The following is a 16,709-nucleotide window of genomic DNA, read 5'->3' on the forward strand; positions in this document are numbered from 1 at the left end:
ATTAAAAAAGTGAGGATTGCTGCGGTTCTTCGGATGCATTGCTGGCGTTTGTTCGTAACTTGCGCAAAAAGCGCTGGCGGCACAGGCGCAGCACTTCCTGCTTCTGGGGATCGCTGAGCTTTTGCCAGTTAAATCGTTCGTCCCGGCTGCGCATACAGCCGCGGCAATACCCGCGTTCATCCGACTGGCAGATCCCACGACAAGGGCTTTGTATCGGGAAAAACTCAAGCTGCTCGGCCACTTTTACCCCCACGCTCTGACTTCCTTCAATTGAAGCCCGACATCAGCAAGGATGCAAGCGCGGCACCGGAATAAAGCCAACTTAAACGTTCCATCAACAGGGCCAGGGTTCAGGGTGACGTTAATGTTCACCTAATCTTCCCTCTTTATTCTTGCCACAATCTTCAGAAATTATTATGGCCGTTATGGAATTCATTAAAAAGTTACAATGTAACGATGCGAAGTTTAACCTCTGCTGCGCATTCTTCTTTACCGCCATTAACACCCTGTTTATTCGTCGCAGCTGGCAAATCATTGCGCCCGACTCCCTGCACAGCTGGCTATTTGCAGCGACTGTTCCTGTTGTGCTTTTTTGCGCCTGGCTGACAATATTCAGCGCGATCAATATTCCATGGCTGCGCAAGCCGATGCTGGTAATACTGGTGCTGGGCTGCGCGAGCAGCAATTACTTTATGTACACCTACGGTGCCGTCATCGATAAGAGCATGATGGTTAACGTCTTTGAGACCGACTCCCAGGAAGCCACAGCGCTCATCACGCCGCAGCTTATAATGTGGCTTGCGCTGGCGGGTATGATCCCCGCTGTTATTCTGGGCGCGATTAAAATTAAACCTGCACGCTGGTGGCATATTGCCCTCACTCGCCTGGTAGGAATTCTGGCAGGGCTGCTGGTCATTATTCTTGTGGCCTCCGTTTTTTATAAAGATTACGCCTCGCTGTTCCGAAATAATAAAGGCGTGGTAAAAATGGTGACGCCCGCCAACTATATCAGCGCCATTGGCCGCTACAGCAAAGAGCGCTGGTTTGCCGGAGATCAGACGCTGATTCGCATCGGCGAAGATGCGAAAAAAGGCCCGGTGATTAGCCAGCAAAAAAAGAAAACCGTTGTCATTCTGGTAGTGGGTGAAGCCTCGCGAGCCGAAAACTACTCCCTGAACGGCTATGCCCGTGAAACAAACCCGGAGCTGAAAAAACAGGGTGTCGTATATTTCCCGAAAGCGACTTCCTGCGGGACCGAAACGGCCGTTTCCGTACCCTGCATGTTTTCTGATATGCCGCGCAGTAAATACGATGCGGACCTGGCGCGTCATCAGGAAGGCCTGCTGGACGTGATGGGGCATGCCGGGGTGAACATGCTGTGGCGAGATAACGACGGGGGCTGCAAGGGTGCCTGCGACCGTATCCCGCACACTACTATGCCCCAGTGGCAGCTTGAAAACCTTTGTATAAGCAAGTCGTGCCTTGACAATGCGGTACTGCACCGCCTGGACAACGTGCTCGACGGGGTGCAGCAGGATTCGGTAATTGTGCTGCACCTGATGGGCAGCCACGGCCCGGCGTACTACCAGCGCTATCCGGACAGGTTCCGTAGATTCACGCCAACCTGCGACAGCAACCAGATCCAGGACTGTGACCGTCAGGCGCTTATCAACACCTATGACAATACGATCCTCTATACCGACGACGTGCTCAGCCGGACTATTGATATGCTGAGGGCGCGGCAGGATAAATTTAACACCGCGCTAGTCTACCTTTCTGACCACGGTGAATCACTGGGCGAAAGCGGGATTTATCTGCACGGCACACCTTATATGTTTGCCCCCTCCCAGCAGACGCATATTCCTTTCCTGTTCTGGCTGTCGAAAGATTATGAGCAGAACTACGCGGTCAACCCCGACTGCCTGGCGGAAAAGGCGGCCAGCAGCGATGTTTCTCAGGACAATCTGTTCTCAACGATGCTGGGCATGATGGACATTAAAACCTCTGAGTATCAATCAGATATGGATATTCTCGCCAGCTGTCGTAGGGGCTGACTGACCGGGCGATTCGAAAAAAATCCGCCCGGCTCTTGCGCTAGACTGACCGGTCTATTACAGTAAACCCCATGAACAGAAACCCTGCACATGATACTCGTGAACATCTTCTTGCTACCGGCGAGCAGCTTTGCCTGCAGCGCGGCTTCACCGGTATGGGATTAAGCGAACTGTTACGCACCGCTGACGTGCCGAAAGGCTCTTTCTATCACTACTTCCGCTCAAAAGAGGCGTTTGGCGTGGTGATGCTCGAGCGCTATTACGAATCCTATAACCAGCGGCTGCAGCAGCATTTTTGTCAGGGCTCCGGAAACTATCGTGAAAAACTGCTCGGCTGGTATCAGGAATCCCTGACTTATTTTAACCAGCACAGCCGCCTTATCAGCTGCCTGACGGTGAAGCTCTCGGCGGAAGTCTGCGACCTTTCGGAAGATATGCGCGGGGCGCTCGATAAAGGCGCCGCGCAGATTATTACCCAGCTGGCAAACGCGCTGCAGAAAGGTCAGGCAGAAAAAAGTCTGCTGATTAACGGCAGCGCGATGGATCTGGCACAAACGATTTACGCTCTGTGGCTGGGCGCCAGCCTGCAGGCGAAGATTTCACGCAGCGCAATGCCGCTGGAAAGCGCATTTATTTATGTGGATCGCTTAATTGCGGAGCCCGTCTCCTGACGGGCTTTTTTATTTATTTCATTACTAGACGACCGGTCTATTCTAAGGATTAACTATGTCAGCAGATAAATTGTTTACCCCACTGAAGGTGGGTCCCGTTACCGCTCCAAACCGCATTTTCATGGCTCCGCTGACGCGTCTGCGCAGCATCGTACCGGGCGACATCCCTACTCCGCTGATGGGTGAATACTATCGCCAGCGCGCAAGCTCCGGCCTGATCATCACCGAAGCCACGCAGATTTCCGCTCAGGCTAAGGGTTATGAAGGCGCGCCTGGCCTGCACAGCGAAGAGCAAATCGAAGCATGGAAGAAAATCACCGCGGGCGTTCACGCTGAAAAAGGCCGCATTGCCGTTCAGCTGTGGCACACCGGGCGCATCTCCCACTCCAGCATCCAGCCGAACCAGCAGGCACCCGTCGCGCCTTCTGCCCTTTCTGCCGGCACACGCACCTCGCTGCGTGACGAAAATGGCAAGGCGATCCGCGTCGATACCTCCATGCCCCGCGCGCTGGAAACCGATGAGATCCCGGGCATTGTCAACGATTTCCGTCAGGCCGTGGGCAACGCCCGCGATGCAGGTTTTGACCTGATTGAGCTGCACTCCGCTCACGGTTATCTGCTGCACCAGTTCCTTTCCCCGTCTTCCAACCACCGTACCGACGCCTACGGCGGCAGCCGCGAAAACCGCGCTCGTCTGGTGCTGGAAGTTGTGGATGCGGTAAGCAAAGAGTGGAGCGCTGACCGTATTGGCATCCGCGTTTCACCAATCGGCTCGTTCCAGAACGTCGATAATGGTCCGGACGAAGAAGCGGATGCGCTGTACCTGATTGAAGAGCTGAACAAACGCGGCATAGCCTATCTGCACATGTCCGAGCCGGACTGGGCGGGCGGTGCACCTTACAGCGACGAATTCCGTCAGAAAGTGCGCGACCGCTTCAGCGGCGTGATCATCGGTGCCGGGGCTTATACTCCGGAAAAAGCAGAATCCCTGATTGAGAAAGGATTAATCGACGCCGTTGCGTTTGGCCGCGATTACATTGCCAACCCGGATCTGGTCGAGCGCCTGCATCGCAACGCCGAACTCAACGAGCAGCGCCCTGAATCCTTCTATGGCGGCGGCGCGGAAGGCTACACCGATTACCCAACTTTATAAGTCGGTGATTGATAGCGGCGTATTAACGCCGCTATACTTACCGCAGATTTCAAAACGTTTTCGGATGTTAACCGTCTAATTCTAAGAGGATTTTATGCGCTTACTTCACACCATGCTGCGTGTTGGCGACCTGCAACGCTCCATCGAATTTTACACTAACGTGCTGGGCATGACCCTGCTGCGCACCAGCGAAAACACCGAATACAAATACTCTCTGGCCTTTGTGGGCTACGGCCCGGAGACCGAAGAGGCGGTTATCGAACTGACCTACAATTGGGGCGTGGACAGCTACGACCTGGGCAACGCCTACGGCCACATCGCGCTTAGCGTGGATAACGCAGCCGAAGCCTGCGAGCGTATCCGCAATAACGGCGGTAACGTGACGCGTGAGGCAGGGCCGGTTAAAGGCGGCAGCACCGTGATCGCTTTCGTCGAAGATCCGGACGGTTACAAAATCGAACTTATCGAAAGCAAAGACGCAGGTCTGGGTCTGGGCAACTAATCTCCTGTTGACGGGTGCTCCCTGCACCCGTTACTGCAACACTCCGCAAAATTTGCCATAATGCGCGCTGCATTTTCCCCGTATTAAGAGATCCTGATGTCTGACAACACGCAACTGCATGGCCTGTGCGACCGTTTTCGTGGCTTTTACCCAGTCGTCATCGACGTTGAAACCGCCGGTTTTAACGCCAAAACCGATGCCCTGCTGGAGATTGCCGCCATCACCCTGAAAATGGATGAGAACGGCTGGTTAATGCCTGACGAAACTCTGCATTTCCACGTCGAGCCTTTTGAGGGATCCATTCTCCAGCCTGAAGCGCTGGCCTTCAACGGCATCGACCCGCATAACCCACTGCGTGGAGCCGTCAGCGAATATGAAGCGCTGCACGCCATTTTCAAAATGATCCGCAAGGGCATCAAAGACAGCGGCTGTAACCGGGCAATTATGGTGGCGCACAACGCGACCTTCGACCATAGCTTCACGATGGCGGCGGCAGAGCGCGCCTCGCTTAAGCGTAACCCGTTCCATCCGTTCGTGACCTTTGATACCGCAGCGCTGAGCGGCCTGGCCCTCGGTCAGACCGTGCTGGCAAAAGCATGTATAGCGGCAGGTATGCCGTTCGACAGCAGCCAGGCGCACTCGGCGCTCTATGACACCGAGCAGACCGCCCTGCTGTTCTGTGAGATTGTGAACCGCTGGAAGCGTTTAGGTGGCTGGCCGCTGCCGCTGCCCGAGCAGGAAGCGCCTGAGTCTTAATAGCAGAAAGGGTGGATGACACATTCGCGTCTCCACCCTACAAACCAACAAAATCATGGACATGCAGGTCGGTGAAGCAAATGCTCCATCCGATACAATCCTCAGCCGTGAAGTTTTCCCCGCGTATCCAGCGAGATCAGCAGCACCGAAGAGATAATCAGCAGCGAGCCAATCCAGTCCGGCACCGCAAACGAGACTCCCAATAGCAGCACCGATAAAAATGCGCTGCTCAGCGGCTCCGCGCAGCTCAGAATGCTGGCCTTTGGCCCGCCAATCATCTGCGCGCCGGTCAGGTACAGGCTGAAGGTGATCGCCGTCCCCACCACCACCAGATAGAAGAAGGCAAGCAGCACGCCGCCGCTGGCGTTAAAGCTGCCGATCTGGCTGGCGTAAAAAGGCAACAGCGCGATCCCGCCAAGCAGCATGCTCCAGCCCACTACCGGCAAAGTGCCGTAGCGCGCTATCAGCGCTGAGGGAAAAGTTGTATAGAATGCGGCAGAGAACGCCGAGGCAATGCCCCAGAACAGCGCAGCCGTAGAAATAGTCAGCGACCTTGGGTCGCCGTGCGTCACCAGCAAAAATGTGCCCACCAGCGACGTGGCGATAGCAGCAAATACCAGCCTGCCGGAACGCTTTTTCTTCACCAGCGCAAACCAGGCCACGATTATCGTTGGCGAGAGAAACTGCAGTATGGTGGCGGTGGCCGCATTGGACTTTTCAATCGTCACCAGAAACGTAAGCTGGACTATCAGCGCGCCGAACACAGTGAAAATCAGCAGCGAGATAAGATCCTGACGGTGTTTAAATACCGCGAAGATCTTATCTCCGTGCATAAACGACAGCGTCAGGAGGATTAAACCGGAAAACAGCAGACGCAGCATGGTCAGTGATTCCGACGAGATATGACTTTGCTCCATAATGAACTGGGCGCAAACCCCGGAGCTACCCCACAGTACGGCAGCAAACAGCACGTACAGCATCCCTTTCCGACTAACGCTCATTTCCCCTGCCCTTTAATTAATGTCCCTGAACCCATTTAACCTGCCTGCGGCGAGAAAGCTTAAACGCGCCAAACAGGAAGACAATCCATACCGGCAACAGCATGGCCGAAAGCCGCATCTCGTCAATGGTACACATCAGCACCAGAATCATCATCATAAAGGCGATGCACAGATAGTTGCCGAACGGGTATAGAAGCGCCCTGAAACGTGTCTCCCGTCCCTTACGGCGCATGGCGCAGCGGAACCTGAGGTGGGCCAGCGAGATCATGATCCAGTTGAGCAATAATGTGGCAACCACCAGCGCCATCAGCAGGCCAAACGCATCGTGAGGCAGTACATAGTTCAGCACCACCACCAGCGAGGTTATCGCGCCGGACAGCATCAGCGAATTAACCGGTACGCCGCCGCGATTGACCTTCGCCAGGAAGGCAGGCGCGTTGCGCTGGAGCGAAAGGCCAAACAGCATGCGGCTGTTGGAGTAGACGCCGCTGTTATAGACCGACAGCGAGGCAACCAGAATGACAAAGTTCAGCGACGACGCCACGATGTTGCTGTCCAGCTCGTGGAAAATCATCACGAAAGGGCTGCTGCTGGACTTGATGTCCAGCCACGGATAGAGCGACAGCAGCACCACCAGCGAGCCGATGTAAAACAGCAGAATACGGTAGACCACCTGATTAATGGCCTTCGGGATCGTCGTTTGCGGATTTTGAGCCTCTGCGGCGGTGATCCCAATCAGCTCAAGCCCGCCGAAGGAGAACATAATTACCGCCAGCGACAGGATTAGTCCGTGCCAGCCGGTTGCCATGAAACCACCGTGCTGCCAGAGGTTAGCGATTGTCGCCTTTTCCCCGCCTTGGCCCGAGGCAAGCAGCCAGATGCCGAAGCCGATCATCCCGACTATCGCCAGCACCTTAATGAGCGCAAACCAGAACTCCATTTCGCCGTAAAGCTTAACGTTGACCAGGTTGACCGCGTTGATGATGACAAAGAACCCCGCCACCCAAATCCACGTCGGCACGTCCGGAAACCAGTACTGCATGTAGATACCGGCGGCGGTGAGCTCCGCCATGCCCACGAGCACGAACATCACCCAGTAGTTCCAGCCCGAAAGAAAGCCTGCAAACGGCCCCCAGTATTTATAGGCAAAGTGGGAAAACGAACCGGACACCGGCTCTTCAACCACCATTTCACCAAGCTGGCGCATGATCAAAAAAGCGATAATTCCCGCCACCCCGTAGCCCAGCAGCACGGCAGGCCCCGCCATCTGGATAGCAGGCCCAATGCCGAGGAACAGGCCGGTGCCGATGGCCCCCCCGAGGGCAATAAGCTGTATATGGCGATTCTTCAGGCCGCGCTTAAGCACCGGCTCATCTGCGTGCGTAACATCCTGACCCATCCGCCCTGATGTCTCTGACGTGTCTTTCACGTCACTCTCCTGTCTCTTTCATTCAAGGGGGCACCTTTTAACACCTGAGGACGAGAGTGGCAAGGTGCGAGAAAGGCGGCATAAAAAAACCCGCCGGATAAGCGGCGGGTTCTTGTACAGCCGGGTGGATTATTCCGCGTCAGGCTCTTCAGACTTATGCTTTTCCGCAGTCTCTTTGATCAGCGGCTGCAGTTCGCCACGCTGGTACATCTCGATGATGATGTCACAGCCGCCGACCAGCTCGCCGTCGACCCACAGCTGCGGGAAGGTTGGCCAGTTGGCGTATTTTGGCAGCTCTGCGCGAATGTCCGGGTTCTGCAGAATATCCACATAGGCGAAGCGCTCGCCGCAGGCGGAAAGCGCCTGCACGGCCTGGGCGGAGAAACCGCAGCTTGGCAGCTTCGGGGAACCTTTCATATACAGAAGAATTGGGTTCTCAGCGATCTGGCGTTGGATTTTTTCGATTGTGCTCATTGTCTTGCTTCCTCAAACCTTTTTACGGCAGTAGTCTGCCATTGTAACGAGTAGCGCCCCCGCCCGAAAACACCAAATTGCATAAGGTTATTCCGCAGCGCGCGACGAACGCCAAACATGGATTAAGAATAACACTTTTCCGAATCGCGCCAATCGGCAAAATACCCCAATCTCGATCAATAAATTGCTTAATGAGTGCGTAATCGGTTAATTTTTTTGCGACCGGTACCGAAATGCCCTTCCAGAGGGAAAAGACTGTTAACTTTCTGACGTCTTATCGATTAGAATCGGCAGGTTTCTAAAATCATACGTGGGCATGATGGTATTCGTCGTGTCCGCATAATCAGGGGATTGTTGAGTGGCGCGGATAACAAAAAGATCAATCACGCTCTGTGCTCTGCTATTTACCTTGCCGTTGACCCCATTGGCGCATGCTTCAGAGCATGCGTCCACTGCCACTGCTCAAAAAACACATGCGACAAAGAGCACGGCCAAAAAGAAAACCAGCAAGAGTAAAGTGAAAGCGAGCTCCACCACGAAGAAGTCCAGCAGTAAATCAGTTGCTGCGGTGAAAAAGAAAAAGATCGACGTAAAAAGTAAAAGTAAAACCCTCGCAAAATCCAGCAGCAAAAAATCGCTTAAAAAAACCGCTCCGGCTATCAAAACCCAGTCACTCGCCGCAACCCAGCACTGCACGAAAGCACGCAAGGGCCATAAGGCTAAATGCACTACGGTAAAAACAGATAGTAATCTAACCATTGCCCAGGCCCATAAGGTCCGCGTGCAGAAAGCGCGGAAAACGGCGATGAACAAATTGATGAACCAGATTGGCAAACCGTACCATTGGGGTGGCACATCTCCCCGCACCGGCTTCGACTGCAGCGGTCTGGTTTATTACGCGTATAAAGATCTGGTCAAGTTTCGCATCCCCCGTACGGCCAACGAGATGTATCACCTGCGTGATGCCGCTTCGGTTGACCGCGGCGAGCTGCAAAGCGGCGACCTGGTCTTCTTCCGCACCCGTGGGCGCGGCACGGCGGACCACGTTGGCGTTTACGTCGGCAACGGCAAATTTATTCAATCTCCTCGCACCGGGCGGGACATACAGATCACCTCCCTGAGCGAAGATTACTGGCAGCGTCACTATGTTGGCGCGCGCCGTGTGATGACCTCCAAAACCATTCGTTAATCCTGTCACCTTCTCTTAGCGGAGGAGGTGACATCCCCCTTTTGCTCATCCTTTCAATTTGTTACCCTAAACCCACACTAAACGTGGTTATTTAGCATTAACAATAATAAGGAGTTAAGCAATGTCGTTCGAACTACCTGCATTACCCTATGCGAAGGATGCCCTGGCACCGCATATCTCAGCCGAAACCCTGGAATACCACTATGGCAAACACCATCAAACCTATGTCACTAACCTGAACAACCTGGTGAAGGGCACGGCTTTTGAAGGGAAATCTCTCGAAGAAATCGTTCGTTCTTCCGAAGGTGGCGTTTTCAACAACGCCGCCCAGGTATGGAACCACACATTTTACTGGCACTGCCTGGCACCAAACGCGGGCGGCGAACCAGAAGGCGATCTGCTGAACACTATCAATAAAGCTTTTGGCAGCTTTGCCGACTTTAAGCAGCAGTTTACCGATGCCGCGGTGAAAAACTTTGGCGCGGGCTGGACCTGGCTGGTTAAGAATGCAGACGGCAGCCTGGCCATCGTCTCTACGTCTAACGCAGGCACGCCGCTGACCACCGACGCGAAGCCGTTGTTGACCGTTGATGTATGGGAACACGCTTATTACATCGACTACCGCAACGCTCGTCCAAATTATCTGGAGCATTTCTGGGCGCTGGTGAACTGGGATTTCGTGGCGAAGAACCTGGCTTAAGCCAGTCTGAAATGCGGCTACGCTTTTTGTAGCGCTACGCGTAAGGTGGATAAGCGCCAGCGCCATCCACCGGAAGTGACCTAACCATAAAGCGATGGGCCGCAAAAGCGGCCCATTTTAATCAGTGCAGAACGGCGGTTAAAGCACCTGCTACAATCAGGCTCAGTACGACAACCGTTGTGATAACGGAAAATTTCAGATCGGTGCTCATGGATAATCTCCTTTTATAACCCTGTAAAGAGTGCGTTCGGAGGGATTTTCCCACAACCAGCAACAAAAATCCTCCTGGATTTATAATGATATTAGTTTTCCCTCTTCCACTTTGCGAAAAGATGCGCCAAAATCCTCCGCTAATTTACTGCGTGCTATCAATTCAACGCCCTCCTCCCGCTTTATGTCGCCTTCCCGACATGCCCGCAACCCAAAAGGTTGCCCTGGAGTTAGCGAACGCAAACGTTTAACACAAGAATTATCAGGAGTTTACGATATGGCCTGGAGTGATATCTAATGGCGACAATCAAGGACGTGGCGAAGCGCGCAAACGTTTCCACTACAACCGTATCACATGTTATTAACAAAACCCGTTTCGTCGCAGAAGAGACGCGCAACGCGGTATGGGCGGCAATTAAAGAATTACACTATTCGCCAAGCGCCGTTGCGCGCAGCCTGAAAGTTAATCACACTAAAACGATTGGCCTGCTTGCCACCTCCAGCGAAGCGCCCTATTTCGCCGAAATCATTGAGGCCGTAGAAAACAGCTGCTTCGAGAAAGGCTACACCCTGATTCTGGGTAACGCGCACAACAACTTTGAAAAGCAGCGCGCCTACCTGTCGATGATGGCGCAGAAGCGCGTAGACGGCCTGCTGGTGATGTGCTCGGAATACCCGGATACGCTGCTGACCATGCTTGAAGAGTATCGCCATATCCCGATGGTGGTGATGGACTGGGGTGAGGCGCGCGCGGACTTTACCGACTCGGTGATTGATAACGCCTTCCGCGGCGGTTATCTGGCCGGACGCTACCTGATTGAGCGCGGTCACCGTGAGATAGGCGCCATTCCAGGGCAGATGGAACGTAACACCGGCGGTGGTCGCCACGCGGGCTTTATGCAGGCTTTACAGGAGGCAAACATTGCCATTCCTGAAAACTGGATCGTGCAGGGCGATTTCGAACCTGAATCCGGCTACCGGGCTATGCAGCAGATCCTCAACCAGTCCCATCGCCCTACCGCCGTGTTCTGCGGCGGTGACATCATGGCAATGGGCGCGATCTGCGCGGCGGATGAAATGGGCCTGCGAGTCCCGCAGGATATCTCCATTATCGGCTATGATAACGTCCGCAACGCCCGCTACTTCTCACCGGCGCTGACCACCATCCACCAGCCAAAAGACTCGCTGGGTGAAACGGCGTTCGGCATGCTGCTGGACCGTATCGTCAACAAACGCGAAGAGTCGCAGACCATCGAGGTGCATCCGCGCCTTATTGAGCGCCGCTCCGTCGCGGACGGCCCGTTCCGCGACTATCGCCGCTAAGCCTCATCTGGAGCCTGGACGTTCGTTTCAGGCTCTTTTAACCACTCCTGGTTCATCGTTTCACTGTCTCCCAGATAATCCAGCAGCCAGCCTAGCGCCGGTGAGGCATCATTTTGCCGCCAGGTCAGGCAGCATGCCGCGTCCGGGAAAGGATTCTCCAGCTCCAGCTCTTGCCAGCTGCCCGTCTCCAGCCACGGTTTTGCAATATGCGATGGCACCATGCCGATGCACAATCCGGCGCTAAGGCAATCGGATCCAGACTGCCAGTCCGGCACCACCACGCGATGCTGGTTATCCAGCAGCCACGTTATGCGTTTGGGAAGCGAACGGGACGTATCTTCCAGCACCAGCGACGGCCATGCGCGTAGATCTTCATCGCTCAGCGCCCCCTCCCGCTGTGCTAACGGATGGCTGGCGGCCACCACGCAGCGCCAGTTGAGCGTGCCCATATCCCTGAACGCGTAGCGTCCCCCAACGGGAATAGCCTGCGTGGCGCCAATAGCCACTTCCACGCGCCCATCGGCCAGCGCGTCCCACACGCCGTTGAAGACCTCCTGGAAAATGCGCAGTTCGATATCCGGAAAGTGGCGATAAAAATCGAGCACCAGCTGCCGCGTTCTTTCAGGCTTCACGATGTTATCCACCGCAATAGCCAGGTGCCCGCGCCATCCGTTGGCAATTTGCTGGCACTGCTGCCGCGTCGCCATCATTTTTTTGATAACAGATCGCCCTTCCTTCAAAAAGAAGGCGCCAGCGGGGGTCAATTCTACATCCCGATGGCGGCGCTCGAACAGGGGAACCGCCAGCCATTCCTCAAGCTGCCGGACCGTGTAGCTGATGGCAGACGGAACGCGGTGCAGCTCCTGTGCGGCTCCGCTGAAACTGCCGTTGCGCGCGACCGCATCAATCACCTCGAGGGAATATTCAGACCACATAATTTCTGCCTGCAAAATATTTGAATGCAATCTACAAATATTAGCGTTTCACAAGCCAGTTTGCACTCCGTACACTCCGGGCGCTGATTACCTGCAAATCATTCAAGAGATAACTATGCAACCATCAAAAGGATTTCTAATCTGGCTCGCCGGTCTGAGCGTGCTGGGTTTCCTTGCCACCGACATGTATTTACCGGCTTTTGCCGCTATCCAGCAGGATCTCAACACCGAGGCCTCAGCGGTCAGCGCGAGCCTTAGCCTGTTTTTAGCCGGCTTTGCCTTCGCGCAGCTGATGTGGGGACCCATGTCGGACCTCTTCGGACGTAAACCCATCCTGCTGGCGGGCTTAAGCATTTTCGCCGTCAGCTGCCTGGGCATGCTGTGGGTGGAGAGCGCAACGACGCTGCTGGTGCTGCGCTTTATTCAGGCGGTGGGCGTCTGTTCTGCGGCGGTAAGCTGGCAGGCGCTGGTGACGGACTACTATCCCGCCAGCCGCGCAAACCGTATTTTCGCCACTATTATGCCGCTGGTGGGCCTTTCTCCGGCGCTGGCTCCGCTGCTGGGCAGCTGGATCCTTAACCATTTCGAATGGCAGGCTATCTTCGCCACGCTGTTTGCCATTACGCTGCTCCTGATGATCCCCACGCTGCGCCTCAAGCCTCGCACCCAGCACCATCCGCAGACTGAAGAAAACAAAGTGAGCTTTATGTCGCTGCTGCGCTCGCGCGTTTACAGCGGCAACGTACTGATTTACGCGGCCTGCTCCGCAAGCTTCTTCGCATGGCTGACCGGCTCACCGTTTATTCTTAACGACATGGGCTACAGCCCTTCAGCTATCGGCCTGAGCTATATGCCGCAGACCATTGCGTTTCTGGTGGGCGGCTACGGCTGCCGCAGCGCGCTGCAGAAGTGGAGCGGTAAGCAGATGCTGCCGTGGCTGCTGGTCCTTTATACTCTGAGCATTTTCGGCACCTGGGGCGTAGCGGCCAGCGGCCATGCAAACCTGACGCTGCTGCTTATTCCGTTTTGCATCATGGCGATGGCTAACGGCGCGATTTACCCGATTGTGGTTGCTTCTGCCCTGCTGCCGTTCCCGCAGGCGACCGGTAAAGCTGCCGCGCTGCAGAACACCCTGCAGCTTGGCCTGTGCTTCTTTGCAAGCCTGATGGTTTCCTGGCTGGTTTCCAGCGCGCTGCTGACCACGACAAGCGTCATGCTGACGACCGTCGTACTGGCGATGCTGGGCTACCTGATGCAGCGTAGCAAAGGTGCCGAGGCCTGGGAGGCCAAAGAAGCGCATCACCACTCGTAAGGTAACCTGAGCGATAATGTTGAAATCAGGTTATTAGCTTGCTAACGATAAAGCGTTGAATCATCTGATTTTCAGGCTTATACTCAAAACGGCTCGATGAGTACCACTATAAAGAATGTGTAACGGGAGCCCTTGTGCTCCCGTTTTTTTTATTTGTTTTCTCTTTAGTTTTTGCGGGCTCTTGCCCCTTTCTCTTTCCTACGTCGGATATCAGGCACGCGGATTTTTCCGTGAGATTTCTCACATACCCAAAATAGCGTCTACGCTGTTTGAAGGTTCCTCGCACAGAAGGTGTTGGAGAAGCTATGAGTTCATCGTGTATAGAAGAAGTCAGCATACGAGATAACGAATGGTATCGTATCGCGAACGAAATGCTCACCCGGGCAGGGATCACCGTTAATGGCCCCCATCCCTTTGATATTCAGGTAAAACATCCCGATTTTTTTAAACGCGTCCTGCAGGAAGGTTCACTCGGCCTGGGTGAAAGCTTTATGGACGGCTGGTGGGACTGCGAACGCCTGGATGCCTTTTTCAGCAAGGTCATTCGTGCCGGTCTGGAGCATCAGCTCCCGCACCATATTAAAGACACCCTTCGCATTGCTGCCGCCCGCCTCGTCAATCTGCAAAGTAAAAAACGCGCCTGGATAGTCGGCAAAGAACATTACGATCTTGGCAACGACCTGTTCAGCCGCATGCTTGACGAGCATATGCAATACTCCTGCGGCTACTGGAAAGAAGCCGCCACCCTTAGCGAAGCGCAGGATGCCAAGCTCAAAATGATCTGTGACAAGCTGCATATGGAGCCGGGGATGACCCTGCTTGATATCGGCTGCGGCTGGGGTGGGCTTGCGGAGTACGCCGCGCGTCATTACGGCGTAAAAGTACACGGCGTCACCATTTCGGCCGAGCAGCAGAAAATGGCTCAGGACCGCTGCGCCGGGCTGGACGTGACTATTCTGCTTCAGGACTACCGTGACCTGAACGAGCAGTTCGACCGAATCGTCTCGGTGGGCATGTTTGAACACGTCGGGCCAAAAAACTACGCCACTTATTTCAAGGTGGTGGACCGCAACCTGAAGCCGGACGGTATTTTCCTGCTCCACACCATCGGCTCGAATAAAACCGATAACAATGTGGATCCGTGGATTGATAAATACATCTTCCCGAACGGCTGCCTGCCCTCCGTGCGCCAAATTGCCGAAGCGAGCGAAGGCCATTTCGTGATGGAAGACTGGCACAACTTCGGCGCCGACTACGATAAAACGCTGATGGCGTGGGACGAACGCTTCCACGCAAGCTGGCCGGAAATAGCTGATAACTATTCTGAACGTTTCAAACGCATGTTCAGTTACTACCTTAACGCCTGCGCCGGAGCCTTCCGGGCAAGGGATATCCAGCTGTGGCAGGTCGTCTTCAGCCGCGGCGTTGAGAACGGTCTGCGGGTGCCGCACTAATGACGTTAACCCCGGCACTCGCCGGGGTTAATACTTTCCCCTGTTTTGCAGCAACTTCTTAACAATTCGTGATCGCCATCACGTTTTATCGCCGTAAAATTCTGTCAGTTTGATCCCGTTAACAATTATGAACCTCCCGAGTGGAAACCGGTTTCCATTGTGTTTCACAATAGGCGAACTTACCGTGACACAAGCAAGGATACCGCCATGAGCATGTACCAAAAAATGGTCAATGTGATTGAGCAAAAAGTGACCCCGCTGGCGGGGACCATGGGCTCTCAGCGCCACGTCATCGCCATCCGCGACGGCTTTATTGCCGCGCTGCCGTTTATGATAATCGGTTCATTCCTGTTAGTTTTTATCTTCCCCCCCTTTTCACCCGACAGCAGCTGGCGTTTTGCCCGCGGCTGGCTTAATTTTTCGCTAAAGTACCGCGATCAGCTGATGCTGCCGTTCAACCTCAGCATGGGGGTGATGACGTTCTTCATCTCCGTCGGCATTGGCGCAAGCCTGGGCAAGCATTACCAGCTCGACCCGATCATGACCGGGCTGCTAGCTTTTATGGCGTTTCTGCTGGTTGCGGCTCCGTATAAAGACGGGCATATCTCGACGCAATATTTCTCCGGCCAGGGCATTTTCACCGCCCTGATCACCGCGATTTACGCCAGCGAAATGTATTCGTTCCTCAAGCGCCACAACATTACGATTCGGCTGCCAAAAGAGGTGCCCACCGGCGTTGCACGCTCCTTTGAAATCCTCATCCCCGTAGTGGTGATTGTCTTTACGCTGCATCCGCTCAACCTGCTGATTGAAGCCACAACGGGCATGATTCTGCCCGAGGCAATCATGCACCTGCTCGCCCCGCTGGTTTCGGCCTCCGACTCGCTGCCCGCGATCCTTATCTCGGTATTTATCTGCCAAATCCTGTGGTTTGCCGGAATACACGGCGCATTGATTGTCACCGGCATAATGAACCCGTTCTGGATGGCCAACCTTTCGGCTAACCAGACCGCGCTGGCCGCGGGCGAAGCGCTGCCGCATATCTATCTGCAGGGCTTCTGGGACCACTATCTGCTGATTGGCGGCGTGGGGTCGACGCTGCCGCTGGCCTTCCTGCTGCTCCGCAGCCGCGCCGTGCATCTGCGCACCATCGGCAAAATGGGCGTCGTGCCAAGCTTTTTTAACATCAACGAGCCTATTCTGTTCGGGACGCCCATCATCATGAACCCGGTGTTTTTCCTGCCGTTCACCCTGGTGCCGATGATTAACGCCACGCTTGCGTACATCGCTACCAAACTAGGCTGGATTGCACAGGTCGTTTCACTGACGCCGTGGACGACGCCCGCGCCAATTGGGGCTTCATGGGCCGCAAACTGGGCGGTAAGTCCCGTAATCATGTGCCTGATTTGTATGGTGATGTCGGCTGTGATGTATTACCCCTTCCTGAAGGCCTACGAGCGCACCCTGCTGAAGCAGGACGAAGAGCGTGGCGCACAGGAAGAAGAAAGCCCGGTTACCGTCAACTGAACATTTATTGCCTGCCGGT

The 16,709-nt window shown here is 54.7% G+C and carries 17 protein-coding genes; 11 read left to right on the forward strand and 6 right to left on the reverse strand.

Going from position 1 to position 16,709, the window contains the following annotated elements; all coding sequences use genetic code 11:
* Position 1 precedes the first annotated feature (1 nt).
* Positions 2 to 241 (reverse strand): DUF1289 domain-containing protein, encoded by a 240-nt coding sequence (locus ACA108_11935; protein XEX98089.1) that lies wholly within the window; start codon positions 239 to 241, stop codon positions 2 to 4.
* Between the two features lie 184 nt (positions 242 to 425).
* Between ACA108_11935 and eptA the strand changes: the two genes are divergently transcribed.
* The 5 genes from eptA to rnt all read left to right on the forward strand — a co-directional run bounded on the left by eptA (position 426) and on the right by rnt (position 5,136).
* Positions 426 to 2,054 (forward strand): phosphoethanolamine transferase EptA, encoded by a 1,629-nt coding sequence (gene eptA / locus ACA108_11940; GenBank protein ID XEX98090.1) that lies wholly within the window; start codon positions 426 to 428, stop codon positions 2,052 to 2,054.
* Between the two features lie 71 nt (positions 2,055 to 2,125).
* On the forward strand, positions 2,126 to 2,725 hold the full coding sequence (locus ACA108_11945; protein ID XEX94128.1) for a TetR/AcrR family transcriptional regulator: 600 nt from the start codon (positions 2,126 to 2,128) through the stop codon (positions 2,723 to 2,725).
* 55 nt (positions 2,726 to 2,780) lie between these two features.
* Positions 2,781 to 3,878: an alkene reductase gene (locus tag ACA108_11950; protein ID XEX94129.1), complete on the forward strand. Its 1,098-nt coding sequence runs from the start codon at positions 2,781 to 2,783 to the stop codon at positions 3,876 to 3,878.
* Positions 3,879 to 3,972: 94 nt separating this feature from the next.
* A complete protein-coding gene (gene gloA / locus ACA108_11955; protein ID XEX94130.1) occupies positions 3,973 to 4,380 on the forward strand; it encodes a lactoylglutathione lyase in 408 nt (135 codons plus the stop codon).
* Between the two features lie 96 nt (positions 4,381 to 4,476).
* The gene (rnt, locus tag ACA108_11960) at positions 4,477 to 5,136 is read left to right on the forward strand and encodes a ribonuclease T (protein XEX94131.1); all 660 of its coding nucleotides are present in this window, start codon (positions 4,477 to 4,479) and stop codon (positions 5,134 to 5,136) included.
* 101 nt (positions 5,137 to 5,237) lie between these two features.
* On the opposite strand, the gene ACA108_11965 is transcribed toward rnt, so the two are convergent.
* The 3 genes from ACA108_11965 to grxD form a co-directional block, all read right to left on the reverse strand.
* Positions 5,238 to 6,137, reverse strand: a complete 900-nt coding sequence (locus ACA108_11965; protein ID XEX94132.1) for an EamA family transporter — start codon at positions 6,135 to 6,137, stop codon at positions 5,238 to 5,240.
* A gap of 16 nt (positions 6,138 to 6,153) precedes the next feature.
* Entirely contained in the window at positions 6,154 to 7,536 is a 1,383-nt protein-coding gene (gene pheP / locus ACA108_11970; GenBank protein XEX98091.1) for a phenylalanine transporter, read from the reverse strand.
* Between the two features lie 159 nt (positions 7,537 to 7,695).
* On the reverse strand, positions 7,696 to 8,040 hold the full coding sequence (grxD, locus tag ACA108_11975; protein ID XEX94133.1) for a monothiol glutaredoxin 4: 345 nt from the start codon (positions 8,038 to 8,040) through the stop codon (positions 7,696 to 7,698).
* Positions 8,041 to 8,398: 358 nt separating this feature from the next.
* Here grxD and ACA108_11980 point away from each other — a divergent pair, with 358 nt between their 5' ends.
* Together ACA108_11980 and sodB are read left to right on the forward strand one after the other, a co-directional pair.
* Entirely contained in the window at positions 8,399 to 9,229 is an 831-nt protein-coding gene (locus tag ACA108_11980; protein ID XEX94134.1) for a C40 family peptidase, read from the forward strand.
* 121 nt (positions 9,230 to 9,350) lie between these two features.
* Positions 9,351 to 9,929: a superoxide dismutase [Fe] gene (sodB, locus tag ACA108_11985; GenBank protein ID XEX94135.1), complete on the forward strand. Its 579-nt coding sequence runs from the start codon at positions 9,351 to 9,353 to the stop codon at positions 9,927 to 9,929.
* Between the two features lie 121 nt (positions 9,930 to 10,050).
* Here the strand turns inward: sodB and ACA108_11990 are convergent, their stop codons facing one another.
* On the reverse strand, positions 10,051 to 10,140 hold the full coding sequence (locus tag ACA108_11990; protein ID XEX94136.1) for a YnhF family membrane protein: 90 nt from the start codon (positions 10,138 to 10,140) through the stop codon (positions 10,051 to 10,053).
* A 296-nt stretch (positions 10,141 to 10,436) separates the two neighbouring features.
* Between ACA108_11990 and purR the strand changes: the two genes are divergently transcribed.
* Positions 10,437 to 11,462: an HTH-type transcriptional repressor PurR gene (gene purR / locus ACA108_11995; GenBank protein ID XEX94137.1), complete on the forward strand. Its 1,026-nt coding sequence runs from the start codon at positions 10,437 to 10,439 to the stop codon at positions 11,460 to 11,462.
* Here purR and punR read toward each other — a convergent pair.
* Positions 11,459 to 12,397 carry a DNA-binding transcriptional activator PunR gene (gene punR, locus ACA108_12000; GenBank protein ID XEX94138.1) on the reverse strand — a complete coding sequence of 313 codons (939 nt, stop codon included), beginning with the start codon at positions 12,395 to 12,397 and terminating at the stop codon, positions 11,459 to 11,461. The genes purR and punR overlap by 4 nt on opposite strands.
* Before the next feature lie 115 nt (positions 12,398 to 12,512).
* On the opposite strand from punR, the gene punC reads away from it, so the two are divergent.
* The 3 genes from punC (at position 12,513) to ACA108_12015 (ending at position 16,690) form a co-directional block, all read left to right on the forward strand.
* A complete protein-coding gene (gene punC, locus ACA108_12005; protein ID XEX94139.1) occupies positions 12,513 to 13,709 on the forward strand; it encodes a purine nucleoside transporter PunC in 1,197 nt (398 codons plus the stop codon).
* A 305-nt stretch (positions 13,710 to 14,014) separates the two neighbouring features.
* Positions 14,015 to 15,163: a cyclopropane fatty acyl phospholipid synthase gene (gene cfa, locus ACA108_12010; GenBank protein ID XEX94140.1), complete on the forward strand. Its 1,149-nt coding sequence runs from the start codon at positions 14,015 to 14,017 to the stop codon at positions 15,161 to 15,163.
* A 207-nt stretch (positions 15,164 to 15,370) separates the two neighbouring features.
* Positions 15,371 to 16,690, forward strand: coding sequence for a PTS sugar transporter subunit IIC (locus ACA108_12015; GenBank protein ID XEX94141.1), 1,320 nt, complete (start codon positions 15,371 to 15,373; stop codon positions 16,688 to 16,690).
* Positions 16,691 to 16,709: the final 19 nt, after the last annotated feature.

The organism is Dryocola sp. LX212 (assembly GCA_041504365.1).
In the GTDB taxonomy this organism is placed as follows: Bacteria; Pseudomonadota; Gammaproteobacteria; order Enterobacterales; family Enterobacteriaceae; genus Dryocola.